Source organism: Rothia sp. 11254D007BW, from assembly GCF_053548195.1.
The window spans coordinates 59686-84004 of sequence record NZ_JBPWPK010000001.1; the positions used below are offsets into that span (position 1 = coordinate 59686).

The 24319-nt window shown below is 58.0% G+C and carries 34 protein-coding genes; 31 read left to right on the top strand and 3 right to left on the bottom strand.

The window, feature by feature from the left end; genetic code table 11:
* The first annotated feature begins 22 nt into the window (after positions 1-22).
* The 29 genes from rplV to glmM all read left to right on the top strand — a co-directional run bounded on the left by rplV (position 23) and on the right by glmM (position 19526).
* A complete protein-coding gene (gene rplV, locus ACEE43_RS00240; RefSeq protein WP_237188168.1) occupies positions 23-388 on the top strand; it encodes a 50S ribosomal protein L22 in 366 nt (121 codons plus the stop codon).
* On the top strand, positions 389-1186 hold the full coding sequence (rpsC, locus tag ACEE43_RS00245) for a 30S ribosomal protein S3 (protein WP_449107460.1): 798 nt from the start codon (positions 389-391) through the stop codon (positions 1184-1186).
* Positions 1187-1603: a 50S ribosomal protein L16 gene (gene rplP / locus ACEE43_RS00250; protein ID WP_135012890.1), complete on the top strand. Its 417-nt coding sequence runs from the start codon at positions 1187-1189 to the stop codon at positions 1601-1603. It begins immediately after the preceding gene.
* A 2-nt stretch (positions 1604-1605) separates the two neighbouring features.
* Positions 1606-1839 (top strand): 50S ribosomal protein L29, encoded by a 234-nt coding sequence (gene rpmC / locus ACEE43_RS00255; RefSeq protein WP_449107461.1) that lies wholly within the window; start codon positions 1606-1608, stop codon positions 1837-1839.
* A 5-nt stretch (positions 1840-1844) separates the two neighbouring features.
* Positions 1845-2117, top strand: coding sequence for a 30S ribosomal protein S17 (gene rpsQ, locus ACEE43_RS00260; protein ID WP_237185979.1), 273 nt, complete (start codon positions 1845-1847; stop codon positions 2115-2117).
* Between the two features lie 407 nt (positions 2118-2524).
* Complete coding sequence (rplN, locus tag ACEE43_RS00265; RefSeq protein WP_135013742.1) at positions 2525-2896, top strand: 50S ribosomal protein L14; 372 nt, start codon at positions 2525-2527, stop codon at positions 2894-2896.
* A 3-nt stretch (positions 2897-2899) separates the two neighbouring features.
* Positions 2900-3235 carry a 50S ribosomal protein L24 gene (gene rplX, locus ACEE43_RS00270; RefSeq protein WP_185174282.1) on the top strand — a complete coding sequence of 112 codons (336 nt, stop codon included), beginning with the start codon at positions 2900-2902 and terminating at the stop codon, positions 3233-3235.
* The gene (rplE, locus tag ACEE43_RS00275; RefSeq protein WP_135013744.1) at positions 3235-3795 is read left to right on the top strand and encodes a 50S ribosomal protein L5; all 561 of its coding nucleotides are present in this window, start codon (positions 3235-3237) and stop codon (positions 3793-3795) included. The genes rplX and rplE overlap by 1 nt, the downstream gene beginning before the upstream one ends.
* 67 nt (positions 3796-3862) lie before the next feature.
* A complete protein-coding gene (gene rpsH / locus ACEE43_RS00280) occupies positions 3863-4261 on the top strand; it encodes a 30S ribosomal protein S8 (protein WP_135013745.1) in 399 nt (132 codons plus the stop codon).
* A gap of 24 nt (positions 4262-4285) precedes the next feature.
* Complete coding sequence (gene rplF, locus ACEE43_RS00285; protein ID WP_237222589.1) at positions 4286-4822, top strand: 50S ribosomal protein L6; 537 nt, start codon at positions 4286-4288, stop codon at positions 4820-4822.
* A gap of 2 nt (positions 4823-4824) precedes the next feature.
* On the top strand, positions 4825-5184 hold the full coding sequence (rplR, locus tag ACEE43_RS00290) for a 50S ribosomal protein L18 (protein WP_135013747.1): 360 nt from the start codon (positions 4825-4827) through the stop codon (positions 5182-5184).
* Positions 5184-5867: a 30S ribosomal protein S5 gene (gene rpsE / locus ACEE43_RS00295; protein WP_135013748.1), complete on the top strand. Its 684-nt coding sequence runs from the start codon at positions 5184-5186 to the stop codon at positions 5865-5867. The genes rplR and rpsE overlap by 1 nt, the downstream gene beginning before the upstream one ends.
* A complete protein-coding gene (rpmD, locus tag ACEE43_RS00300; protein WP_135013749.1) occupies positions 5867-6076 on the top strand; it encodes a 50S ribosomal protein L30 in 210 nt (69 codons plus the stop codon). The genes rpsE and rpmD overlap by 1 nt, the downstream gene beginning before the upstream one ends.
* 2 nt (positions 6077-6078) lie before the next feature.
* Positions 6079-6531, top strand: a complete 453-nt coding sequence (gene rplO / locus ACEE43_RS00305; protein WP_135013750.1) for a 50S ribosomal protein L15 — start codon at positions 6079-6081, stop codon at positions 6529-6531.
* Between the two features lie 219 nt (positions 6532-6750).
* On the top strand, positions 6751-8061 hold the full coding sequence (secY, locus tag ACEE43_RS00310) for a preprotein translocase subunit SecY (RefSeq protein ID WP_185174286.1): 1311 nt from the start codon (positions 6751-6753) through the stop codon (positions 8059-8061).
* Positions 8058-8621, top strand: coding sequence for an adenylate kinase (locus ACEE43_RS00315; RefSeq protein ID WP_185174287.1), 564 nt, complete (start codon positions 8058-8060; stop codon positions 8619-8621). Before secY ends, ACEE43_RS00315 begins: the two co-directional genes overlap by 4 nt.
* 110 nt (positions 8622-8731) lie before the next feature.
* Positions 8732-9565, top strand: coding sequence for a type I methionyl aminopeptidase (gene map / locus ACEE43_RS00320; protein ID WP_449107462.1), 834 nt, complete (start codon positions 8732-8734; stop codon positions 9563-9565).
* 54 nt (positions 9566-9619) lie between these two features.
* Positions 9620-10801, top strand: a complete 1182-nt coding sequence (gene rlmN, locus ACEE43_RS00325; RefSeq protein WP_237185997.1) for a 23S rRNA (adenine(2503)-C(2))-methyltransferase RlmN — start codon at positions 9620-9622, stop codon at positions 10799-10801.
* Positions 10802-11182: 381 nt separating this feature from the next.
* The gene (infA, locus tag ACEE43_RS00330) at positions 11183-11404 is read left to right on the top strand and encodes a translation initiation factor IF-1 (protein ID WP_083090737.1); all 222 of its coding nucleotides are present in this window, start codon (positions 11183-11185) and stop codon (positions 11402-11404) included.
* Positions 11405-11546: 142 nt separating this feature from the next.
* Positions 11547-11660 carry a 50S ribosomal protein L36 gene (rpmJ, locus tag ACEE43_RS00335; RefSeq protein ID WP_004005257.1) on the top strand — a complete coding sequence of 38 codons (114 nt, stop codon included), beginning with the start codon at positions 11547-11549 and terminating at the stop codon, positions 11658-11660.
* Positions 11661-11819: 159 nt separating this feature from the next.
* Positions 11820-12188, top strand: a complete 369-nt coding sequence (gene rpsM / locus ACEE43_RS00340) for a 30S ribosomal protein S13 (protein WP_083090738.1) — start codon at positions 11820-11822, stop codon at positions 12186-12188.
* 71 nt (positions 12189-12259) lie between these two features.
* Positions 12260-12664, top strand: a complete 405-nt coding sequence (gene rpsK / locus ACEE43_RS00345) for a 30S ribosomal protein S11 (RefSeq protein ID WP_083090739.1) — start codon at positions 12260-12262, stop codon at positions 12662-12664.
* A gap of 146 nt (positions 12665-12810) precedes the next feature.
* A complete protein-coding gene (locus tag ACEE43_RS00350) occupies positions 12811-13806 on the top strand; it encodes a DNA-directed RNA polymerase subunit alpha (protein WP_135013066.1) in 996 nt (331 codons plus the stop codon).
* A 98-nt stretch (positions 13807-13904) separates the two neighbouring features.
* Positions 13905-14585, top strand: a complete 681-nt coding sequence (gene rplQ / locus ACEE43_RS00355; protein WP_237185998.1) for a 50S ribosomal protein L17, sunset domain variant — start codon at positions 13905-13907, stop codon at positions 14583-14585.
* A 113-nt stretch (positions 14586-14698) separates the two neighbouring features.
* A complete protein-coding gene (gene truA, locus ACEE43_RS00360) occupies positions 14699-15628 on the top strand; it encodes a tRNA pseudouridine(38-40) synthase TruA (RefSeq protein WP_449107463.1) in 930 nt (309 codons plus the stop codon).
* 290 nt (positions 15629-15918) lie between these two features.
* Positions 15919-16362, top strand: a complete 444-nt coding sequence (gene rplM / locus ACEE43_RS00365) for a 50S ribosomal protein L13 (RefSeq protein ID WP_135013063.1) — start codon at positions 15919-15921, stop codon at positions 16360-16362.
* 35 nt (positions 16363-16397) lie between these two features.
* Positions 16398-16886: a 30S ribosomal protein S9 gene (gene rpsI / locus ACEE43_RS00370; RefSeq protein ID WP_135013062.1), complete on the top strand. Its 489-nt coding sequence runs from the start codon at positions 16398-16400 to the stop codon at positions 16884-16886.
* Between the two features lie 173 nt (positions 16887-17059).
* Positions 17060-18145: a polyphosphate kinase 2 gene (gene ppk2 / locus ACEE43_RS00375; protein ID WP_449107464.1), complete on the top strand. Its 1086-nt coding sequence runs from the start codon at positions 17060-17062 to the stop codon at positions 18143-18145.
* Between the two features lie 25 nt (positions 18146-18170).
* Positions 18171-19526, top strand: a complete 1356-nt coding sequence (gene glmM, locus ACEE43_RS00380; RefSeq protein WP_237204780.1) for a phosphoglucosamine mutase — start codon at positions 18171-18173, stop codon at positions 19524-19526.
* A gap of 192 nt (positions 19527-19718) precedes the next feature.
* Here the strand turns inward: glmM and mscL are convergent, their stop codons facing one another.
* From mscL to coaA, 3 genes are all read right to left on the bottom strand, one after another.
* Positions 19719-20099 (bottom strand): large conductance mechanosensitive channel protein MscL, encoded by a 381-nt coding sequence (gene mscL / locus ACEE43_RS00385; protein WP_431463369.1) that lies wholly within the window; start codon positions 20097-20099, stop codon positions 19719-19721.
* Positions 20100-20258: 159 nt separating this feature from the next.
* Complete coding sequence (locus ACEE43_RS00390; RefSeq protein WP_449107520.1) at positions 20259-20771, bottom strand: M15 family metallopeptidase; 513 nt, start codon at positions 20769-20771, stop codon at positions 20259-20261.
* Between the two features lie 12 nt (positions 20772-20783).
* Positions 20784-21740, bottom strand: a complete 957-nt coding sequence (gene coaA, locus ACEE43_RS00395; protein ID WP_449107465.1) for a type I pantothenate kinase — start codon at positions 21738-21740, stop codon at positions 20784-20786.
* 128 nt (positions 21741-21868) lie between these two features.
* Between coaA and glmS the strand changes: the two genes are divergently transcribed.
* Both glmS and ACEE43_RS00405 read left to right on the top strand, forming a co-directional pair.
* Complete coding sequence (glmS, locus tag ACEE43_RS00400; RefSeq protein WP_449107521.1) at positions 21869-23752, top strand: glutamine--fructose-6-phosphate transaminase (isomerizing); 1884 nt, start codon at positions 21869-21871, stop codon at positions 23750-23752.
* Positions 23753-23881: 129 nt separating this feature from the next.
* Complete coding sequence (locus tag ACEE43_RS00405; RefSeq protein WP_449107466.1) at positions 23882-24319, top strand: holo-ACP synthase; 438 nt, start codon at positions 23882-23884, stop codon at positions 24317-24319.

Consider the following 24319-nt stretch of genomic DNA (forward strand, 5'->3'; position numbering starts at 1 on the left):
ATAGACGAAAGAGAGATAGGCAATGGAAGCCAAGGCAACTGCGTCTTACGTACGCGTTACGCCTATGAAGGCACGCCGCGTCATCAACCTTATCCGTGGCAAGCAGGCGGAAGAGGCTCTGGCGATTCTGAAGTTCGCTCCTCAGGGCGCTTCAGAACCGGTATACAAGATTGTTGCATCAGCTGTTGCAAACGCTCGTCAGAAGGCAGCCCAGCAGGGCCTGCCCTTCAAGGAAGAAGAGCTATTCATCAGCGAAGCATACGCGAACGAAGGTCCTACCATGAAGCGATTCCAGCCTCGTGCCCAGGGCCGTGCGTTCCGCATCAACAAGCGCACCAGCCACATCACCGTGGTAGTTGCTACCCCGGAGAAGGAGGAGGGCCGCTAAATGGGTCAGAAAATTAACCCCAACGGTTTCCGACTTGGCATCACCACCAACCACGTCTCAAAGTGGTTCGCTGACTCCAACAAGGAAGGCGAACGCTACGCAGACTTCGTTCGTGAAGATGTGAAGATTCGTGAGCTCCTGTCCAAGGGTATGGAACGTGCAGGTATCGCAAAGGTCGAAATCGAGCGTACCCGTGACCGTGTTCGGGTGGATATCCACACCGCACGTCCCGGTATCGTCATCGGCCGCCGTGGTGCTGAAGCAGACCGTATCCGTGGCGAGCTCGAAAAGCTAACTGGCAAGCAGATTCAGCTGAACATCATCGAGGTTGCTAACCCCGATCTGTCAGCCCAGCTGGTTGCCCAGGGCATCGCAGAACAGCTCGCCTCCCGCGTAGCCTTCCGCCGTGCCATGAAGAAGGCCATCCAGTCCGCACAGCGGGCAGGGGCAAAGGGTATCCGTATCCAGTGCTCCGGTCGTCTGGGTGGGGCCGAAATGTCCCGCTCCGAGTTCTACCGCGAAGGCCGTGTGCCCCTGCACACCCTGCGTGCGAACATCGACTACGGCTTCTTCGAAGCAAAGACCACCTTCGGCCGCATCGGCGTCAAGGTTTGGATCTACAAGGGTGACCTCACCGACAACGAGCTTGCTGCACAGCAGGCTGCTGGCAACCGCCGTGGCAACGGCCGCGCCGGTGACCGTCGTCGGGCAGGTGGCCGTGGTCCCCGCCGTGACCGTCGTTCCGACAACGCTTCAGCACCCGCTGAGGCTAAGACTGCAGAAAACGGTGAGGCATAAATGCTAATTCCCCGTCGAGTAAAGTACCGCAAGCAGCATCACCCCAAGCGTTCAGGTATGGCAAAGGGTGGCACCGAGGTAGCGTTCGGCGAGTGGGGCATCCAGGCCCTGACTCCCGCATACGTCACCAACCGTCAGATTGAAGCTGCCCGTATTGCAATGACCCGTCACATCAAGCGTGGCGGTAAGGTTTGGATCAACATCTATCCCGACCGTCCCCTGACCAAGAAGCCTGCTGAAACCCGTATGGGTTCCGGTAAGGGTTCACCTGAATGGTGGGTCGCAAACGTCAAGCCCGGTCGAGTCATGTTTGAACTCTCCGGCGTATCCGAAGAAGTGGCACGCGAAGCTATGCGCCTAGCAATCCACAAGCTCCCGATGAAGGCACGCGTTGTGCGTCGCGAAGGTGGTGAATAGAAATGGCAGTTGGATCAAAGGATCTGAGCATCGACAAGCTGGCAGAGCTCTCCCATGAGAATCTGGTAGAGAAGCTGCGTGAGTCGAAGGAGGAGCTGTTCAACCTCCGTTTCCAGGCAGCCACCGGTCAGCTTGAAAATCCCGGTCGTATCCGCTCGGTCAAGCGCGACATCGCACGTATCTACACCGTGCTTCGTGAACGCGAGCTCGGTATTCGTCCCGCAACCGAAGGTTAAATCACATGAGTGAAGTAAAGACTGAAGAGCGCGGCTACCGCAAGACTCGCCGCGGCTACGTTGTCTCTGACAAGATGGACAAGACTGTAGTCGTTGAGGTCGAGGACCGCGTAAAGCACGCCCTCTACGGCAAGGTTATGCGCCGTAGCTCCAAGATCAAGGCCCACGACGAGCAGAACGCTGCTGGTATTGGCGACCTCGTTCTCCTGGCCGAGACTCGTCCCCTCTCCGCTTCAAAGCGGTGGCGGATCGTCGAGATCCTCGAAAAGGCTAAGTAAACACTACGTTTACTCAAGCTACGAGCTAGCTAGAGCTCCCCTTCCCCTCATACCGAGGGGGAGGGGAGCTCTCTATTTTTAAGGGTGCTAGCTCACTGCCTAAGAGTGGTGCATCTCTCTAGGCTGGCAGCCCCTGCTGTGGTAAAGTTTTCATTCTGTGTGGTTCTCTATACCCACACAGCCACGGTTCTTTTCGTGCCACAGCATAATGCCGCTCAAACGCGGGGTTCGCCCGCTAACGCGGGTCTAGATGTTCGTCGGCATGATAGGAGCCCAGGCGTGTCCGCCAACTCTTTGACTCATTCAAGGGCTATAAGAGACCGGCGCGTCAACATCCCGTAGAAATGTTCCGCAAGGCTGGCTCACAAAATACCGTGTGTCGGAACCGGCGAGACGACAGGAGAAATATGATTCAGCAGGAGTCACGACTCAAGGTTGCTGACAACACCGGTGCGAAGGAAATCCTGACCATCCGTGTTCTCGGTGGCTCAAAGCGTCGTTACGCAGGCATTGGCGACATCATCGTCGCAACCGTCAAGGACGCAATCCCCGGCGGTACCGTAAAGAAGGGCGATGTTGTTAAGGCAGTAGTCGTCCGCACCAAGAAGGAAGTTCGTCGTCCCGACGGCTCCTACATCAAGTTCGACGAGAACTCAGCAGTAATTCTCAAGAACACCGATGGTGACCCCCGTGGCACCCGTATCTTCGGACCTGTTGGCCGCGAACTGCGCGACAAGAAGTTCATGAAGATCATTTCACTTGCTCCGGAGGTGCTCTAACTCATGGCTAAGATCAAGTCTGGCGACCTGGTACAGGTTATTTCAGGTGCAGATAAGGGTAAGCAGGGCAAGGTTCTGAAGGTATTCCCCAAGACCGAGCGCGTGCTGGTTGAAGGCGTTAAGATCGTCACCAAGCACAACAAGGCTAACCCCATGACCGGCGAAGCTGGCGGCATCGAAAAGGTTGAGGCACCGATTCACGTTTCAAACGTTGCAATCGTTGATCCCGAGACCAAGAAGCCGACCCGCGTTGGTTACCGCCTCGAGACCGTAGAGCGCAATGGCAAGGAACGCACTGTTCGCGTTCGCGTTGCCAAGAGCTCGGGTAAGGACATCTAATGACCGAAGCAAAGATTACCCCTCGTTTCAAGACTAAGTTCAACGAAGTAGTCACCCCCGCCCTGCAGGAAGAGTTCAAGTACGAGAACGTCATGCAGGCACCGAAGATCGTTAAGGTCGTCGTTAACATGGGTGTTGGTGAAGCTGCTAAGGACGCGAAGCTCATGGATGGTGCTATCCGCGACCTTACCGCTATCACCGGTCAGAAGCCGCTCGTTACCCGCGCGAAGAAGTCCATCGCACAGTTCAAGCTGCGTGAAGGTCAGCCCATCGGCGCACACGTCACCCTCCGTGGCGATCGCATGTGGGAATTCCTCGACCGCCTCGTCACCCTGGCACTTCCCCGAATCCGCGACTTCCGCGGCCTCTCGGACCGCCAGTTCGACGGTAACGGTAACTACACCTTCGGTCTGACCGAACAGTCTATGTTCCACGAAATCGATCAGGACTCCATCGATCGCGTACGTGGTATGGACATCACCGTAGTAACCACCGCAAAGACCGACGATGAAGGCCGTGCGCTTCTGAAGGCACTCGGCTTCCCGTTCAAGACCCAGTAACGACTACGTTATAGGTCCGCACCGAATCACGGTGAGGAAACCATAACGAGGAAGGGCTCAGCCCACCATGACTATGACAGATCCTGTCGCAGATATGCTGACCCGTTTGCGCAACGCAAACTCAGCACATCACGACACCGTGTCAATGCCTTACTCCAAGCTCAAGGCTCGCATCGCCGAGATCCTCAAGGCTGAAGGCTACATCGCTGACTTCAAGGAAGAGGAAGCAAAGGTCGGTAAGACCCTCACCCTCGAACTGAAGTTCGGCCCCTCACGTGAGCGCTCCATCGTAGGCGTTCGCCGCATTTCCAAGCCGGGTCTGCGTGTATACGCAAAGTCCACCAACCTGCCCCAGGTACACGGTGGCCTCGGCATCGCAATCCTGTCAACCTCTTCAGGTCTGCTCACTGACAAGCAGGCTGCGAAGAAGGGTGTTGGCGGCGAAGTCGTCGCTTACATCTGGTAGTCGGTAGAAGAGAAAGGAAGAAGAATGTCACGTATTGGACGTCTCCCCATCTCGGTTCCTGCCGGCGTTGAGGTAAAGATCGACGGCAACGTAGTTGCTGTTAAGGGTGCAAAGGGCGAGCTGACCCACGAGGTTGCTGCTCCCATCACCGTTGCACTCGAAGACGGTGTTGTCACCGTTTCCCGCCCGAACGATGAGCGTGCATCACGTTCACTGCACGGCCTGACCCGCACCCTGATTCAGAACATGATCATCGGTGTTACCGAGGGCTACTCCAAGAAGCTCGAAATCGTTGGTACCGGTTACCGTGTAACCGCTAAGGGTTCCGACCTCGAGTTCGCACTTGGCTACTCACACCCCATCACCATTGAAGCCCCCGAGGGTATCAGCTTCGCTGTTGAGGGCGCTAACAAGCTGACCGTTTCCGGTATCAGCAAGCAGCAGGTAGGCCAGGTAGCCGCTAACATCCGCGGTCTGCGCAAGCCCGATCCCTACAAGGGTAAGGGTGTTCGCTACGAAGGCGAGCAGATCCGTCGCAAGGTCGGAAAGGCTGGTAAGTAACAATGGCTGTAAAGACTAAGTCAGCACAGCGCGCACGCCGTCACGCACGCGTCCGCAAGTACGTTTCAGGCACCGCAGCACGCCCCCGCCTGTCCGTCACCCGCTCAGCTCGTCACATGTTCGTTCAGGTCATCGATGACACCAAGGGTCTGACCCTGGCATCAGCTTCCACCATGGAAGCAGACCTGCGCGCAGCAGAGCTGGACAAGACTGCTAAGGCAAAGCGCGTCGGCGAACTCGTCGCCGAGCGTGCCAAGGCAGCAGGCATCGAAGCAGTTGTTTTCGACCGCGGTGGTAACAAGTACCACGGCCGTGTCGCAGCAGTTGCAGAAGGCGCACGCGAAGGAGGTCTGGCACTCTAATGAGCGAGCAGACTGTAAACGAAAAGGAAACTCAGGTGACTGAAGCAACCGCAGAAGCTACCGCTGAAACCTCCGAAAAGCGCGAAGCCCGCCGCAACGAGCGTGGCGAACGCCGCGGCAACCGCGGTGAGCGCCGCAACAACCGCGGTCGCGAAGAAGAGAAGGACAAGTTCATCGAGCGCGTTGTCACCATCAACCGCGTCTCCAAGGTCGTCAAGGGTGGTCGTCGCTTCAGCTTCACCGCACTCGTCGTTGTTGGTGACGGTAACGGTATGGTTGGCGTTGGCTACGGCAAGGCGAAGGAAGTTCCCGCAGCTATCTCAAAGGGTGTTGAAGAAGCAAAGAAGAACTTCTTCCGCGTACCCCGCGTTGAAGGCCGCACCATTCCTCACCGCGTTCAGGGTGAAGCAGCAGCAGGCGTAGTTATGCTCCGCCCCGCTACCGCTGGTACCGGTGTTATCGCTGGTGGTCCCGTTCGTGCCGTACTTGAGGCAGCAGGCATCCACGATGTTCTGTCCAAGTCACTCGGTTCATCGAACCAGATCAACATTGTCCACGCGACCATCGAAGCACTGCGTCAGCTCGAAGAGCCCGTAGCAGTTGCTGCACGCCGTGGTCTTCCCCAGGACGAGGTTATCCCCGGCTTCCTGCGTGTCGCTCAGTCTGAAAAGGCAGGTGCGTAATGACCGGTAAGCGTATTCAGCCCAGCGACGCAAAGCTGGAAATCACCCAGATCAAGTCCTACGTCGGTGAAAAGCAGAACATGCGCGACACCCTCCGTTCCCTGGGCCTTAAGCGCCCCGGCAACAAGGTTGTTCGCACTGCTGACCCCGTCACCTGCGGCATGATCAACACCGTAGCTCACCTGGTTCAGGTTGAGGAGGTCAAGTAAAGATGGCAAACAACGACGCTATCAAGATTCACGATCTGCGCCCGGCACCGGGTGCCCACAAGGCTAAGACCCGCGTAGGCCGCGGTGAAGGCTCAAAGGGTAAGACCGCAGGTCGCGGTACCAAGGGTACCAAGGCACGTTACCAGGTTCGCGCCGGCTTCGAAGGTGGTCAGCTTCCGCTGCACATGCGCCTTCCCAAGCTGCGTGGCTTCAAGAACCCCTTCCGCACCGAGTACCAGGTTGTTAACCTGGACCGTATCGCGGAACTGTTCCCCGAGGGCGGCGACATCACCGTTGACGCTCTGGTAGCAGCTGGCGCAGTTCGTAAGAACGAACTGGTCAAGGTTCTGGGTACCGGCGAAATCTCAGCAGCCTACAACGTAACCGTTGACAAGGTTTCTGAGTCAGCTAAGGCCAAGATTGAGGCTGCCGGCGGTTCTGTAACCGTCAAGTAGTTCCATGACGTACCGGGGGTAACCCCGGGGACGGCAAACTCTTGCGGGGTGCCCCGCTCACTTCGGTGGGTGGGGCACCCCGCTTTTTCGCTCTGAGAGCCTGCGCTACACACGATTGAGCATTAAGCGATAGACTGGAGAAGATTGTGTAATCGCTCCGATCGCTCGTTCAGTTAGGACGTTCGGGGCACCCCAAATTTTTCTCTCACAGGAGGACATGTGCTGACCGCTTTCGGACGGGCATTCAAGACGCCCGACCTGCGTAATAAGCTGCTGTTCACCCTGGGTATTATCGTGATTTACCGTGTGGGCGTGTTTATCCCCGCTCCCGGTGTTTCTTACGGAAACGTGCAGCAGTGCCTGTCGACCGTTACCGCAACCGGTGGCGTTTACGACATGATTAACCTCTTTAGCGGTGGCGCCCTGCTCCAGCTGTCGATTTTTGCCCTGGGCGTTATGCCTTACATTACCGCGAGCATTATTGTTCAGCTGCTTCGCGTGGTCATTCCCCGCTTCCAGCAGCTCCATGAGGAAGGTGCGCAGGGGCAGACCAAGCTGACCCAGTACACCCGTTACCTCACTATTCTGCTGGCCCTGCTGAACGCTACCACCATCGTCTCGTTGGCTCGTTCCGGTATGCTCCTGCAAGGTTGCACCCTGCCGATCATCCCCGATGACGGTATCTGGAACATTCTGCTGATTATTACCGCTTTGACCGCAGGTACCGGTGTGGTCATGTGGCTGGGTGAACAGATCACTGAAAAGGGCGTGGGCAACGGTATGTCCCTGCTAATTTTCACCTCAATCGCAGCGTCTTTCCCCTCCGCTTTTGGTTCCATTCTGCAGACCCAGGGCTGGGGCATCTTCTCCGCAGTTGTAGCGGTCGGCCTGCTGGTCATCGTAGCCGTTGTCTTCGTTGAACAGTCCCAGCGCCGCATCCCCGTTCAGTACGCCAAGCGAATGATTGGCCGCCGCACCATCGGCGGTACCACCACCTACATTCCTCTCAAGGTCAACATGGCCGGCGTTATCCCCATCATCTTCGCTTCCTCCATGCTGATGGTGCCCGGCCTCATCGCCCAGTTCAACACCCCCTCAGACGGCTCAGCCCCGCCTGAATGGGTCAACTGGATCAACACCTACCTGGTCATGGGCGATCACCCGCTCTACATGACCCTCTACTTCCTGCTCATTCTGGGCTTCGCCTACTTCTACGTTTCCATCACCTTCAATACCGAAGAAGTTGCGGGCAACATGAAGAAGTACGGCGGTTTCATCCCCGGTATCCGCGCAGGACGCCCCACCCAGGAGTACCTGAGCTACGTGCTCAACCGTATTACCCTGCCCGGCGCCATCTACGTAGCAGTACTAGCGCTCCTGCCGCTGGTAGCCTTCGTCCTCTTCGGCGCCAACCAGAATTTCCCGCTCGGCGGTGCCTCACTGCTGATCGTTATCGGTGTCGGTCTTGATACCGTCAAGCAAATCGACGCCCAGCTCCAACAACGCAACTACGAAGGACTACTACGATGAACCGTCTGCTCATCATTGGCCCTCCCGGCGCCGGCAAAGGCACCCAGGCCGTCAAAATCGCTGAAAAGCTGAACATCCCCGCTATTTCCACCGGAGACATCTTCCGCAAGAACATCAAGGAAGAAACCGAGCTGGGCAAGGAAGCCAAGAGCTACATCGACTCGGGCAACCTGGTTCCCGACTCCGTGACCAACCGTATGGTCCGAGCCCGCCTGGCTGAAGACGACACCGCCAACGGCTTCCTGCTCGATGGCTACCCCCGCAACACCGCCCAGGTCGGTGAGCTCGACACCATCCTCGCAGATATGGGTCAGGAAATTGGCCAGGTTCTGCTGCTCGTCGCCGACAACGACGAACTGGTCGAACGTCTGCTGGGCCGTGCCGCTAAGGAAGGCCGCTCAGACGACAACGAAGAGGTCATCCGCCACCGCCTCAAGGTCTACGAAGAAGAAACCGCACCCCTCGTAGCTATCTACACTGAGCGTGGCCTCGTGACCGAAATCGACGGTCTCGGAGAGATCGACGAAGTCACCACCCGAATCATGGACGCACTCAAGTAAACGTCCGCTGCACCTGTGCCCCCGGTCATTGCGGGGGGCACAGGTTTTTAAAGCAGACTGGTGTAGTTTGACTCCACTACGCCCCACAAACCTAGCCAGGAAAGAGCACTATGCGCCGCATCGAATACAAAACAGACCGCCAGCTTGCTGAAATGGCCAGAGCAGGTGTGATTACCTCTCGTGCCCTGGACGCAGCGGTAGCAGCTGCTGCCCCCGGTGTCACTACCGCCGAGCTCGATACGGTCTTCCGCGGCGTCCTCGCTGAACACGGCGCGGGCTCCAACTTCCTGGGCTACTACGACTACCCAGCAACCATCTGCACCTCAGTCAACGACGAGGTCGTTCACGGAATCCCCGGCCCCCGCGTCCTGCACGACGGGGACATGATCTCCATTGACGGCGGTGCTACCGTCCAGGACGCCCGTGGCACCACCTGGCACGGCGACTCAGCCCGTACCGCCCTCATCGGCGAGGTCTCAGACGCCCGCCGTGAGCTCTCAGAAATAACCCGCGCAGCCCTCTGGCACGGCATCGCAGCCCTCGCCACCGCCAAAAAAATTGGTGAAGTCGGCTTCGCCATCGAAAACTTCGTTCGGGAAGAAACCGGCGACAAATACGGGATCATCGAAGACTTCGTAGGCCACGGCATCGGTACCTCCATGCACATGGCCCCCGACGTCCTCAACTACGCCGCCCGCGACCTCGGCCCCCGCGTCAAAAAGGGCATGGCCTTCGCCATCGAACCCATGCTCGTGACCGGTTCAATTGAAACCGTCACCCTCGACGACGACTGGACCATCAAAACCGTCGATGGGGGAGATGCCTGCCAGTGGGAACACTCCGTCTGCGTGCACTCCGAAGGTATCTGGGTTCTCACCGCAGAGGACGGCGGCGCCTCCGAACTCTCCAAACTCGGCGTCACCGTCAAACCCATCCCCGCCTAAACCGCACAACCCAACCCCCAGCGTCCGCCCCGCATCGCACCGAAAGCAGCAGCCATGACCGAAACCACCAGCGTCCCCCTGGAAATCTCCAGCGCCCGCCCCGAACCCGGCCAAATTATCCTCAAAGCCCCCCGCCGCGGCAAACCCCCGCGCCACATCGCAGACTTCGACATGGCCGGCCGTCGCGCCTTCCTCGAAGAACTTGGCTACAAGCCCTTCCGAGCCGCCCAGCTTTCCAAACACTACTTCGAACGCCTCGTCAACGACCCGGCCCAGATGACCGACCTGCCCGCAGCAGAACGCGAAAAAATGGTCGCCGACGCCATGCCCCAGCTGCTCACCACCGTCCGCACCCTCGAAGCCGACGGCGGCGACACCCTCAAAGTCGTCCACCGCCTCTTCGACGGAGCCCTCGTCGAATCCGTCATCATGCGCTACGACAACCGCGTCACCATGTGCATCTCATCCCAAGCAGGCTGCGGCATGAACTGCCCCTTCTGCGCCACCGGCCAGCAGGGCCTCACCCGCAACCTCTCCACCGCCGAAATCGTCGAACAGGTCATCGCAGGCGCCCGCTACCTCAAAGACATGAAAGGCCTCGAACAGGCCGAAGGCGGCTCCGAAGACACCCGCCCCCTGCGCGTCTCCAACATCGTCTTCATGGGTATGGGTGAAGCCCTCGCCAACTACAAAGCCACCATGGGCGCCGTCCACCGCCTCATCGACCCCGCCCCCGAAGGACTCGGCATCTCAGCCCGCGGCATCACCATGTCCACCGTCGGCCTCGTCCCCGGCATCCGCAAATTCGAACTAGAAAAACTCCCCATCACCCTAGCCCTCTCCCTCCACGCCCCCGACGACGAACTGCGCGACGAACTCATCCCCATCAACCAGCGCTGGAAAGTCGACGAAACCCTCGACGCTGCCTACGACTACTACCGCACCACCGGCCGCCGCATCTCCATCGAATACGCCCTCATCCGCGACATCAACGACCAGGGCTGGCGCGCCGACCTCCTCGGCAAAAAACTCGCCTCCCGTGGCCGCGGCTGGGTACACGTCAACCCCATCCCGCTCAACCCCACCCCTGGCTCCAAATGGACAGCCTCCCGCAAGGGCGTCGAACAAAACTTCGTCGAACGCCTACGCGCCCACGGCATCCCCACCACCGTACGCGATACCCGCGGAAGTGACATCGACGGTGCCTGTGGCCAGCTTGCTGCTAAGGAAGATTAAATGCTGATGCACAGCAGATGCGCTTTTGCCTGCTGACCCTCTCGCTGGTTCGCTAACGCTCACGAGCGATTCACGCCAGCCCCAGCCAGCAGGCTGACAGCGCATCTGCTGTGCTCAGTTGTAGGGAGTCTGGTCAGCTGGCTGCCGAAGCGTCCTGCTCCTGCGCTTAAGCCCCGGACCTTAATGTGAAGCTCGCTATGTTTTGCGAAAACCATTAACATTCCGGGGCTTTTGCCGTATATTAGTTTGTTGGTTGTCTGTGCCATGCGTTTAGTACGCAAGCGGAGCGGTACCCGAACCCGGGAGAACGCACCGAACACAGAAAAAACACTACCAAGAGCCCCCAAGACACCTTGGGAGCACGAAAGTAAAGCGGAGGATATGGCCAAGAAAGACGGCGTCATCGAGATTGAAGGTACCGTGGTCGAAGCACTGCCCAACGCATCATTCCGCGTTGAGCTAGACAACGGACACAAGGTACTTGCCCACATCTCAGGCAAGATGCGTCAGCACTACATTCGAATCCTGCCTGAGGACCGAGTAGTAGTCGAGCTCAGCCCCTACGACCTCTCACGCGGTCGTATCGTCTACCGCTACAAGTAAACACGAGCAGCAAACGTCGCTAAGCAGCGGCGTTTACGCCGTGTAAAAGGGGTAAACAGTTCTCCCACCGGCTAGCCGGACATAGAACCTCTTACCTCGCCCGTCCAAAGCATTAGCTGAAACATCAACGCAAAGGAATGCGATGAAGGTCAAGCCGAGCGTTAAGCCGATCTGCGACAAGTGCAAAGTGATCCGCCGTCACGGTGTGGTCATGGTGATCTGCGAAAACCCGCGCCACAAGCAGCGCCAGGGCTAAACACTAGCCAACGCTGACAAGACCACCCCACCAGGTGGCACAACAGAAAATGGCACCGCTCCTGCTAATAAAGCAGGATACCTCCGGGCACAGAGGCCGGGGACCGGGACAACCGGGCAGTGATGTCACAGACCTCTGCGAAAACAAGGAGAACGCCCCATGGCACGTCTCGCTGGAGTCGATATTCCCCGCGAAAAGCGCGTGGAAATTGCTCTTACTTACATCTACGGCGTGGGCAAGACCCGTGCAAAAGAAGCGCTTGCTGCAACCGGTGTTGACCCCAACACCCGCGTCAAGGACCTTGACGATACCCAGCTCGTAGCTCTTCGTGACTTCATCGAAGGCAACTACAAGGTTGAAGGTGACCTTCGCCGCGAGGTTGCTGCCGACATCCGCCGCAAGGTAGAAATCGGTAGCTACCAGGGTCTGCGTCACCGCCGTGGCCTTCCCGTACACGGCCAGCGCACCAAGACCAACGCCCGTACCCGTAAGGGCCCGAAGCGTACCGTCGCAGGTAAGAAGAAGTAAACAGTGTTGCCTCAGTCTTGCACATCGCGTAAGACCAACACTTCAACCAAAACTTTGTAGGAGAATCAAAAATGCCTCCCAAGACTCGCGCAGCGGCCAAGCGTACCGGCCGCCGCAAGGTTTCCAAGAACATTGTTGCCGGTCAGGCACACATCAAGTCAACCTTCAACAACACCATCGTTTCAATCACTGATCCCTCTGGTGCTGTTATTTCCTGGTCATCCGCCGGCGAAATGGGCTTCAAGGGTTCACGCAAGTCAACCCCCTACGCAGCTCAGATGGCCGCTGAGACCGCTGCAAAGCGCGCTCAGGAACACGGTGTCCGCAAGGTAGACGTTTTCGTCAAGGGCCCCGGCCCCGGTCGCGAAACCGCTATCCGCTCACTCCAGGCTACCGGCCTCGAAGTTGGCTCCATCCAGGACGTCACCCCCGTTGCCCACAACGGTTGCCGTCCTCCGAAGCGCCGCCACGTCTAAGCCCCACCGGCTAGACGCGTCCCGAACATCGGGCGACCAGCAACCTACCAGTTGCAGGTCAATGAACAGACTGCTTCGTCTGCTTCCTCACTCGTTTTTCCCAACCTGTGAGCTCATATAGCGGATGCTCACCGAAAGGAAACATAGTGCTCATTGCACAGCGCCCCATCCTGCGTGAAGAACACGTATCGGAAAACCGTTCACGCTTCACCATCGAGCCCCTCGAACCCGGCTTCGGCTACACCCTGGGTAACTCCCTCCGCCGCACCCTTCTCTCATCCATCCCCGGTGCCGCTGTAACCAGCATCCGCATCGACGGCGTGCTGCACGAATTCAGCACTGTAGAAGGTGTGACCGAGGACGTCACCGAGATCATCTTGAACATCAAGAAGCTCTCCATCTCATCAGAGAACGACGAGCCCGTCATCGCCTACCTGCGCAAGCAGGGCGAAGGTGAACTCACCGCAGGCGACATCGAGGTGCCCGCAGGCGTCGAGATCCACAACCCGGACCTCCACATCGCAACCCTCAACAACCGCGCAAACTTCAACGCAGAACTGACCATCGAACGCGGCCGCGGCTACGTCTCGGCAGCACAGAACAAGTCAGGTGACGCAGAAATCGGCCGCATCCCGGTCGACTCCATCTACTCACCCGTCCTTAAGGTCACCTTCCGCGTCAGCGCGACCCGTGTTGAGCAGCGCACCGACTTCGACTCCCTCACCCTGGACGTCGAAACCAAGGAAGCAATTGCTCCCCGCGACGCAGTCGCATCAGCAGGCAACACCCTCGTTGAGCTCTTCGGCCTGGCCCGTGAACTCAACACCGCCGCTGAAGGTATCGAAGTTGGCCCGTCACCCGCTGACGAGTCAATGGCCGCAGACCTGGCTCTGCCCATCGAAGACCTGGACATGACCGTCCGCTCCTACAACTGCCTCAAGCGCGAAGGCATCCACACCGTGGGTGAACTCGTGACCCGCAGCGAAGCAGACCTCATGGACATCCGCAACTTCGGTGCCAAGTCCATCGACGAAGTCAAGGCAAAGCTCACCGAGCTTGGCCTGTCCCTCAAGGACTCACCCGCCGGAATGGACCTTTCAGCCCGCCTGCAGGACGACGACAGCTACGGCAGCGACTACTAAGACACCGGCAGTCAACGCTTCCACGCGTTACACCAGTCAAACATCTTTGGTTCCCCTGCCGTGAGGCAGTAAGGAACGGCTTACCAGGAGAATAAATTATGCCTACTCCCACTAAGGGTCCCCGCCTCGGCGGATCACCGACCCACGAGCGCATCATGCTGAACAACCTGTCTCAGCAGCTCTTCGAGCACAAGCGCATCACCACCACCGTTACCAAGGCAAAGCGTCTGCGCCCCGTCGCCGAGCGTCTGATCACCTTCGCAAAGAAGGGCGACCTCAACGCACGCCGCCGCGTCCTGCGCTCCATCGGTAACAAGACCGTAGTCCACGAGCTCTTCACCGTCATTGCCCCCGCAATGGCAGAGCGCCCCGGTGGCTACACCCGTATCACCAAGATCGGTAACCGCAAGGGCGACAACGCCCCCATGGCAGTTATCGAACTGGTCATGGAGCCCGTTGCAACCGCAGCAGCTGTTTCAGAAGCTACCAAGGTAGCAGAGACCGCAGCACCCGCAGCAGAAGAGACCAAGGCCGCAGCACCCGCAGCAGCCGAGTCATCAGACCTGCCCGCAGGCGCACACGCAGCAACCGAGAACGGCGAAGCTCCCGAGGGCTTCGAAATCAAGGGCAACGCTGACTCCATGAAGTACCACGTACCCGGCTCACGCTGGTACGCAAACACCCAGGCTGAAATCTGGTTCGACACCAAGGAATCAGCTGAAGCAGCAGGTTACGCACCTGCCGGTGGTGCAGCAGCACAGACCATCTCCGAAGACTAATTCTTAGTCACCGGTAGATAAAAGGCGGCTCTTCCCCTCACACGGGGGAGGGCCGCCTTTGTCTGTAGCGGGTAAAGTGGAGTGAGCCTGTACCCCGCCTTCTAAGGAGAGCCGTGACCGAAACCCCCGAGCAGCTATACGAGCCCCGCGTACGCGTGCGCCTTGATTTTGCCTACGACGGTGGCCCCTTCGCAGGCTGGGCCAAGCAGCCGGGGCTTATCACCGTTCAGGGAGTCCTCGAAGAAGCCCTGGCCCTTATCTTCCGCCGCCCTGTCTACACGACGGTAGCCGGGCGAACCGACGCCGGAGTTCACGCCCTGCACCAGGTGGTGCACTTCGACCTTGCCAAGGACGCCTGGGAGCGGCTACCCGGGCGCAGCCAGGACGCACCGGCGTCCGCCCTCCGCCGCAAATTGCGCGGGGCGCTCAGCAGGGCTCTGGCAGATGCTGAGGTACAACTTGGAATACCATCCCGTCTGCAGGGATATATGCAGCGGGCGATCACGGTCAGTAGATGCCAGGAGGCCCCAAGCGATTTCGATGCCCGCTTCTCGGCCCTCGAACGCTCCTACCGTTACCTGCTTGAAGACGGGCAAGAAGAGAAGGGCAGTAACCCGCTGAACCGGCAGGTAGCCTGGCAAATCAACCCCGTACTCGATATAGATCTGATGAACCGTGCTGCCCAGAACCTCTTGGGACTCAACGACTTTCTCTCCTTTTGTAAGCCCCGCGAAGGCTCCACCACGATTCGCGAGTTGCGCGAACTTCGGTTTGAGCGGCGGACGGACGGCCTCATCGAAGCAAACATCAGGGCAGACGCCTTCTGCCACAATATGGTGCGAACCCTCATCGCCTCACTGGTGATGGTGGGGGAGGGGAAAAAGGACGAAGCCTGGCTGATCTCCCGCATCGAAGAGCCCGTACGAGACTCCCAGGTGCGTCTAGCTGCCCCGCGCGGTCTGGCCCTAGCCTCCATCACCTACCCCGAGGCGTCCGGCTACGCAGCCCAAAGCGAGAAAGCCCGAAACCTGCGAACCCTCTAAATCACAAGCCTGTGATTTAAACGTGAGGTCAGTCAAAACCCCGTCTTTAAAGGGCTAAGCCCTGGATTAAGAGACTTAAACTCTGTATAGTTTCATACGTTGTGCGTATGCCGCCCTCATTTCGTACCCTGTTCTTCGGTCTAGTTGCAGGACAATAACGGGGAACAAGAGGTCTGAGGAAATCGGTACCGCAGATGCGTTTGGCCCTCACCCAAACCCTGCGTAAACGCACCTATGTAAACCAGCGCGATACCCAACTAGCGCTACAAGAAACGAGAAAAGGCGAAATTTTGCGCACTTACACTCCGAAGTCAGGCGACAACAACCGCCAGTGGCACATCATCGATGCCTCTGATGTTGTTCTCGGCCGTCTCGCAAGCCAGACCGCAATCCTGCTGCGCGGCAAGCACAAGCCCACCTTCGCACCCCACGTTGACATGGGTGACTCCGTCATCATCATCAACGCTGAAAAGGTTGCACTGACCGGTGCCAAGCTTGAGCAGAAGCGTGCCTACCGCCACTCGGGTTACCCCGGTGGTCTGAAGTCAGTCAACTACGCCGAACTGTTGGAAACCAACCCCGTTCGCGCCGTAGAAAAGGCTGTTAAGGGCATGCTCCCCAAGAACAAGCTGGCTGCCCAGCAGCTCAAGAACCTCAAGGTCTACGCAGGTTCCGAGCACCCCCACGCAGCTCAGCAGCCCAAGACCTACGAATTCACCCAGGTTGCCCAGTAATTCGGGCCTACGAAAGAACTATTAAAGGAGACATCGTGGCTCAGAACGAAGAGTACACCACCGAAGAAGAGCTCACCAGCTACACTTCCGAGTCCTCAGCACCCGTTGCTGAGAAGGCTGCCCGCCCTGCACTGACCGTTGGTGGTCAGGCTGTTGGCCGTCGCAAGGAAGCCGTTGCCCGCGTCCGCCTGGTACCCGGTACCGGCAAGTGGACCGTTAACGGTCGCGAGCTCGACAACTACTTCCCCAACAAGCTGCACCAGCAGGAAGTAAACGACCCCTTCAAGCTGCTTGAACTCGAAGGCGCCTACGACGTCTTCGCCCGCATCTCAGGTGGCGGCCCCTCCGGCCAGGCTGGCGCTCTGCGTCTTGGCGTTGCTCGTGCCCTGAACGAGATTGATGCTGAGAACAACCGCCCCGCCCTGAAGAAGGCAGGCTTCCTGACCCGCGACGCTCGCGTTATCGAGCGTAAGAAGGCTGGTCTTAAGAAGGCACGCAAGGCTTCACAGTTCTCAAAGCGCTAAGCTACGATTACTGGGCCTACTGCTCAGATTTGTTGTCAGATGCCCCATTTCTCTTTGCAGAAATGGGGCATTTGCCTTACCCGGCTTAGGGTCAAAAGACGTGTAACAGTGGGGTGTCTCACGTCTTATGCCTAAAATAGATGTGGAACATACACACGAGAGAAAGGGTGCCCATGGCATCTTCGAACACCACTCGCAATTCACGCTCCACCAAGGCCGCAGGCAAGGACGCCGCAGCCGACGTAGAAACTCCCAGCACCGATGCTGCGGAGCAGGCTACCCCCGAACAGGCAACTGACTCCAAGAAAGAAGCAGTTAAAGCGGCTCTCACCAAAGAGACCCGCCGCGTATCGGTCGTAGAGGACTACAGCGCAGAGCTCGACGAAATTTCATCTCTGACCAAGAAACTTAGCGGTGACGGCGAGAAGTCGGACGCCTGGAAGGCTGGCTACCCCTACGACAAGAAGCTTTCCCGCAAGGAATATGAGAAGGAAAAGCGAGCTCTGCAGATTGAGCTCCTTAAGCTCCAGCTCTGGGTTAAGGAAACCGGCCAGAAGGTTCTAATTATTTTTGAGGGCCGCGACGCAGCGGGTAAGGGCGGCGCCATCAAGCGCTTTATGGAACACCTCAACCCCCGCGGTGCCCGCGTCGTTGCTCTGGAAAAGCCCACCGACGTTGAGCAGACCCAGTGGTATTTCCAGCGCTATATCCAGCACCTGCCCTCCGGCGGCGAAATCGTGCTCATGGACCGCTCCTGGTACAACCGCGCAGGCGTCGAGCGCGTCATGGGCTACTGCACCTCCCAGCAATACTACGAATTTATGCGTGAGGTCCCCGAACTAGAGCGCATGCTGGTTAACTCCGGCGTCAAACTCATTAAGTTCTGGTTCTCCGTTACCCGTGCAGAACAGCTAGCCCGCTTCAATTCCCGCCGCACCGATCCCGTACGCCAGTGGAAGCTATCGCCTACCGACCTGGCCTCCCTCGATAAGTGGGATGACTACACCGCGGCTAAAGAAGCTATGTTCTTCTATACCGACACCGGCGATGCCCCATGGACCGTCGTGAAGTCTAACGACAAGAAGCGCGCCCGCCTCGAAGCCATGCGCCACGTGCTCAACCAGTTCGACTACCCCAATAAGGACCACGCCCTGGTCGGTTCCACCGACCCGCTCATCGTGGGTAAGGGATCAGACGTTCTAGAAGACGATGTGCCCGAAAACCCTGAGGGTTTCCCCGTCTTACGCGAAGAAAAATAGAACTGAGCGCGTAGAATAATCAGTAATGTCTAGATTATTCGGAACCGACGGTGTTCGCGGCCTCGCTAACGAAGTGATTACTCCTGCTCTTGCTATGGAGCTTGCGCAGGCCGCGTCCATCGTCCTTGGGTTCAATACGGTTAAAGAAGGTGTCCGCCCCAAGGCTGTTATCGCCCATGACTCCCGTATCTCTGGTGAGTTCATTGGCGCGGCAATGACCGCAGGCTTTGCGGCATCAGGTGTTGACGTGCTCGACGCGGGTATGGTGCCTACCCCCGCCGCGGCTTACCTAGTGGCAAGTACAGAAGCCGACTTCGGCGTCATGATTTCTGCTTCCCACAACGCGGCTGAAGACAACGGAATTAAGTTCCTGGCTCGCGGTGGTAAGAAGCTGGATGATGCGATTGAGGACGCCATCGAGGCCCTCTACCGCTCCAAGGACTTCCGTTACCCCACCCACGGTGAGGTGGGGCGCGTCCGTCCGCTGACTGATGGTGAAGACCGCTACGTCACCCATCTGGTCTCAACCATGCCCGAGCACCGCCGCCTTAACGGCCTTAAGGTTGTACTGGACTGTGCTAACGGCGCCTCCTCTGGGGTTTCTCCCGATGCCTTCCGCACCCTGGGCGCCAAGGTGTTTGTGATTGGTGCTGAACCCGATGGCATTAACATCAACGACGGTGTGGGCTCGACCCACCCCGAGAAGCTTCAGGAAGCGGTTGTTCGCCACAGCGCTGACCTGGGTATTGCCCACGACGGCGACGCCGATCGCTGTATGGCTGTCGATGAGCAGGGCAACCTGGTCGATGGCGATCAGATTATGTCGATTCTTGCGCTGTCGATGAAGGAAGCAGGCACTCTCAAGGACGACACCCTGGTCGCCACGGTCATGTCTTCACTGGGCCTGGAAATCTTCCTCAAGGAACACGGCATCAAGCTAGAGCGCACCGCTGTGGGCGATCGCTACGTGCTGGAATCCATGAACAAGAATGGCTTTAACCTGGGCGGTGAGCAGTCGGGCCACGTGATTATGTCGGACCACGCCACTACCGGTGACGGCGTGCTCACCGGTCTGCATCTGGCTGCTGAAATGGCCCGTACCGGTCTGCCCCTCTCTGAGCTGGCTAACCGCATGCAGGCAACCCCCCAGAAGCTGATCAACGTCAAGGGCGTTGACCGCGCTGGCGTTGCTGGCTGTGTGCCCCTGCAAGAAGCGATTAAGGACGCCGAGGCCCAGCTGGGCGATACCGGTCGAGTTCTGCTTCGCCCCTCGGGTACCGAACCCCTGGTGCGCGTCATGGTTGAAGCTGAGACCCAGGAAGTTGCAGATGCAACCGCCCAGGCTCTAGCCGATGTTGTGGCTCGTGAGCTCGCTATCTAAGGTAGCCTCCTCTTAGCCTCTGCCGGGCCCTGTTTTCCCTCACCGGGGGAGCGGGGCCCGGCTTTTTGCGCTCAAGCCTATACTTGTCTAACCGGTGTGAGAAGTTGTTTTCTCCGGTTGTGCAAAAAGAACAGGGCATGAGAAAGCCCCGGTAGGTAACTACCGGGGCTTTCTCTATCAAAGGATAGAAAATTACTTGACGGTCAGAGCGTCGCGGATTTCCTTCAGCAGAGCAACCTGGGGATCCTCTTCCTCAATCTCTTCTTCAAGGTCGAGCTTGGCAGCACGACGCTCGTTGAACTTGTTGATGGGCATAACGATGCAGAAGTACAGGGCTGCTGCAACGATGAGGAAGTTAACAACTGCGGTTAGGAAGACACCGATTTTGACGTCGCCGAATGCTAGCCACTGATCGAAGGAGATATCTCCACCGGTCAGCATCGCGATGGCGGGCATCATGACGGACTCAACAAGAGCGTTAACAACTGCAGTAAAGGCGGTACCAATGATCAAACCGACTGCGAGGTCGATGACGTTACCGCGGGTGATGAAATCTTTAAAACCACTAAGCATGAGTTCAAGAATAGCGTTTTCTGCCAGTGGTGAACACCAGTCTGAGCTGAAATTTTCGCTGTAAACCAGTGGGTTTACTCACAGGCGGGGGTAACCTATCAGCTTATGCTAAAAATTTGTAGGTTTCCAGTCATCAACCCGCCGGCCGGTACCCGTTTCTTAGTAGGTGGGGGCGGGCCCCGTACCCCAGAAATCTTCTAGTGTTTCAAATCCAGATTCTTTTAGCGCGGTGGCTTCCTCAATGCCGATATAACGCAGGTGCCAGGACTCATACCAATAGCCGGTGGTCTCGTGGTGCCACCAGGGGTAGCGCACCACAAATCCATAGCGGTGGGCGTTCTCGGCTGCCCATAGGGCAGCTGCCGTGTCTTTGAAGCAGGGCTGGAGGTCGCAGGCGCCACCGGTTCCGATATCGAGGGCAAGCCCCGTTTGATGTTCCGAATAACCCGGGCGGGCAGAAGCCACATCTGCATGATCTGTACCGTACTGGGCAGCCCAGCTGGCATAAGTTCCCTGCTGGGTCTCATACGACCGGTAACCGCTGAGAGCGACCATGGGGGCACCCGCTGCAGAGGCATCGGCAAACATGCGGTGCGCTGCTTGCGCTGCCTCGGCATGAAGTATGACAGGGCTATGAGGTAGCTCGCTAAAGCCAGCGAAACTGTGAAAAATAAGAGCGCATACCTAGTTCTTCCGTAACAGAACCTTACGAATCTTGTGATCATGGGACTTCTTCAAGATCAGTCGGGCTCGCCCACGTGTGGGGCGCACATTCTCTCGCAGGTTAGGTTCGTTGATAGAGCGCCAAATGCTCAAAGCCAGCTCAACCGCTGCGTCCTCTGACAAGTCGGCATACCGTTTGAAGTAGGAGTTGGGGTTGGTGAAAGCCGACCGCTGGAGCTTCAGGAAGCGTTGCACATACCAGTGCTCTATATCTCTGGTAGAAGCATCAACGTAGATAGAGAAATCAAAGAAGTCAGCCAGGCTTAGTGCCGAGCTTTTCTCGCTATCAAGCTTGGCCGGGGCCAATACATTTAAGCCCTCGACAATGAGAACGTCGGGGCTGGTAACCTCAATGCGCTCACCCTCTACGATGTCGTAGTAGAGGTGGGAATACTTAGGGGCGGTGACGAGGGGAGCACCTGACTTCACTTCTGACACAAACCTCAAGAGGGCACGGCGGTCGTAGGACTCTGGGAAACCCTTGCGTCCCATAAGCCCCCGGCGTTCTAACTCGGCATTGGGGTAGAGGAAGCCGTCGGTGGTTACCAGCTGGACGTTCGGGGTTGAGGGCCAGCGTCGAAGCAGCTCCTGCAGGACGCGGGCGGTAGTTGATTTGCCGACAGCTACTGACCCTGCCACGCCGATAATAAAAGGAACTTTCTGGCCTTGAAGACCTAAAAAGTCGTTAGTCATGTGGTTAGCGCTCGCGGCTGCATTGACATAGAGGTTGAGCAGGCGAGAAATAGGCAGATAAACCTGTGCCACTTCCTCCAAATCAATGGTCTCACCCAGCCCGCGTAGCTGTTGCAGCTCGTCCTCTGTCAGCGGAACTGAGATCTCGCTAGCGAGTCGGGACCAGGTATCCCGGTCTAGCTCCGTGAACGGAGAATATTTGGAAGAAAGCGCAGATATGCTCATTTACAACAGTCTAGAGGGGTGTAGATAGCGAGCCTAATATGACGACGGTCTAAAGGGAAAAGACAGATCGCGACACTGTGGCGAAGACAGCAGTAGGGCAATGAATTCTTAGATGTAAGATGAATACCATGTGTGGAATCGTAGGATACGTAAGTCTCGGCACTGCCGCAGACGGTAAGAAATTTGACCATACCGCATACGATGTGGTTCTCGAAGGTCTGCGCCGCCAGGAATACCGCGGCTATGACTCAGCCGGTGTTGCCCTCATTGGCGATAACGGCATTGAATTCCGTAAGAAGTCAGGCAAGCTTGTTAATCTCGAAGCTGAAGTAGAAGCTAACCCGCTGCCTGCTACCACTATCGGTATTGGTCACACCCGCTGGGCTACCCACGGTGGCCCTACCGACAATAACGCTCACCCGCACGTTGTAGACAACGGCCGCCTGGCAGTTGTGCACAACGGCATTATCGAAAACTTCGCAGAGCTGCGCGCTGAACTGGTTGAAGAAGGCTGTGAGTTCAAATCACAGACCGACACTGAAATTGCAGCTAACCTGATTGCCTCCATCTACAACAAGCTGGAGAACAAGGACCTCACCGAAGCCGTCCGCCAGGCATCAAACCGCCTTGAAGGCGCCTTCACCATCCTGGTCATCCACGTTGACCACCCTGATCGTGTCGTAGCAACCCGTCGCAACTCACCCCTGGTTATTGGCCTGGGCGAAAACGAAAACTTCCTGGGCTCAGACGTCTCTGGCTTCATCGACTACACCAAGAAGGCAGTCGAAATGGGCCAGGACCAGATTGTTACCATCACCGGTAGCGACTACTCCATCATCGACTTCGAAGGTTTCCCCGCCAACGGCAAGGAATTCACCATCGAGTGGGACGCCGCTGCTGTTGAAAAGGGTGGCTACGACTCCTTCATGGAGAAAGAAATCCACGAGCAGCCCGCAGCCGTGCGCGATACCCTGCTGGGCCGTCTGGACGAAAAGGGTAACCTGACCCTCGACGAACTTAAGATTGACGACGCCACCCTGCGTTCCGTCAACAAGATTATCGTTGTCGCCTGTGGTACCGCCGCCTACGCTGGCCAGGTAGCCCGCTACGCTATCGAGCACTGGTGCCGCATCCCCACCGAGGTCGAGCTGGCCCATGAGTTCCGCTACCGTGACCCCATCGTAGATGAGAAGACCCTGGTCGTTGCCCTCTCCCAGTCCGGCGAAACCATGGACACCCTCATGGCAGTGCGCCACGCCCAGGAACAGGGAGCCAAGGTTATTTCAATCTGTAACACCAACGGCTCAACTCTGCCCCGTGAATCCGATGCAGCTCTCTACACTCACGCGGGCCCCGAGATCGCAGTTGCATCCACCAAGGCCTTCCTCTCGCAGATTGCTGCTGCCTACCTGCTCGGCCTCTACCTGGCCCAGCTGCGCGGCAACATGTACAAGGATGAAATCCGTACCATCCTTGAAGAGCTGCAGAAGATGCCCGAGAAGATTCAGGCTGTTATCGACAATGAGCAGCAGGTCAAGGATCTCGGCACCTCTATGAAGGACGCCAAGTCCGTGCTCTTCCTGGGCCGCCACGTTGGCTTCCCCGTAGCGATGGAAGGCGCCCTGAAGCTCAAGGAAATCGCCTACCTGCATGCCGAAGGCTTCGCAGCGGGCGAGCTCAAGCACGGCCCCATCGCCCTTGTCGAAGAAGGCCAGCCCATCTTCGTCATCGTCCCCTCACCCAACGGCCGCGACTCCCTGCACTCCAAGGTTGTTTCTAACATCCAGGAAGTCCGCGCTCGCGGTGCAGTGACCATCGTTATCGCAGAAGAGGGCGATACCGCTGTTGAGGAACATGCAGATCACATCATCCGCATCCCCGCCTCACCCAGCCTGCTCCAGCCCCTGCTGTCCACCGTGCCCCTGCAGATCTTTGCATGCTCTGTGGCTCACGCGAAGGGCTACGACGTTGACCAGCCCCGTAACCTGGCTAAGTCAGTAACCGTCGAGTAAAGCTTCTCTACACGAGTAGAGATAGGAACCCCGTACCCGGTAGGGTGCGGGGTTCGCTCTTTAAACTGATAGGCGGGAACGTAGAATGGGCAAGAGAAAGATGCTTTAGAAGGAGCGAAGAGAGAGCCTATGATTATTGGTACCGGTACTGACGTGGTCAATATAGATCGGTTCGCTGAGCTCTTAGAACGTACCCCAGCCCTACGGGAGCGGCTCTTTGCGCCGGGGGAGCGGGGGTTGCCCGTCCGCTCCCTAGCCGCCCGCTTTGCGGCTAAGGAGGCCGCTGCCAAGGCCTTGCGGGCCCCTGCCGGTCTGAACTGGCAGGATTGCTGGGTGGAGAAGGGCGCGGACGGCGCCCCCTACCTGGTCGCAGAAGGGACGGTTGCCCGGCGAGCTGCTGAACTGGGGATCAACCGCTGGCACCTCACGATGAGCCATGATGAACCTATAGCTACCGCAACCGTTGTGGCAGAGTACCTGAGCGACAGTGACCTGTTGAACCTGTTGCGTTTAGATCCCTCTGCCCGGGGGCTGCTGTTAGCTCGCCCGGTAGAAGAGGGGAACTAG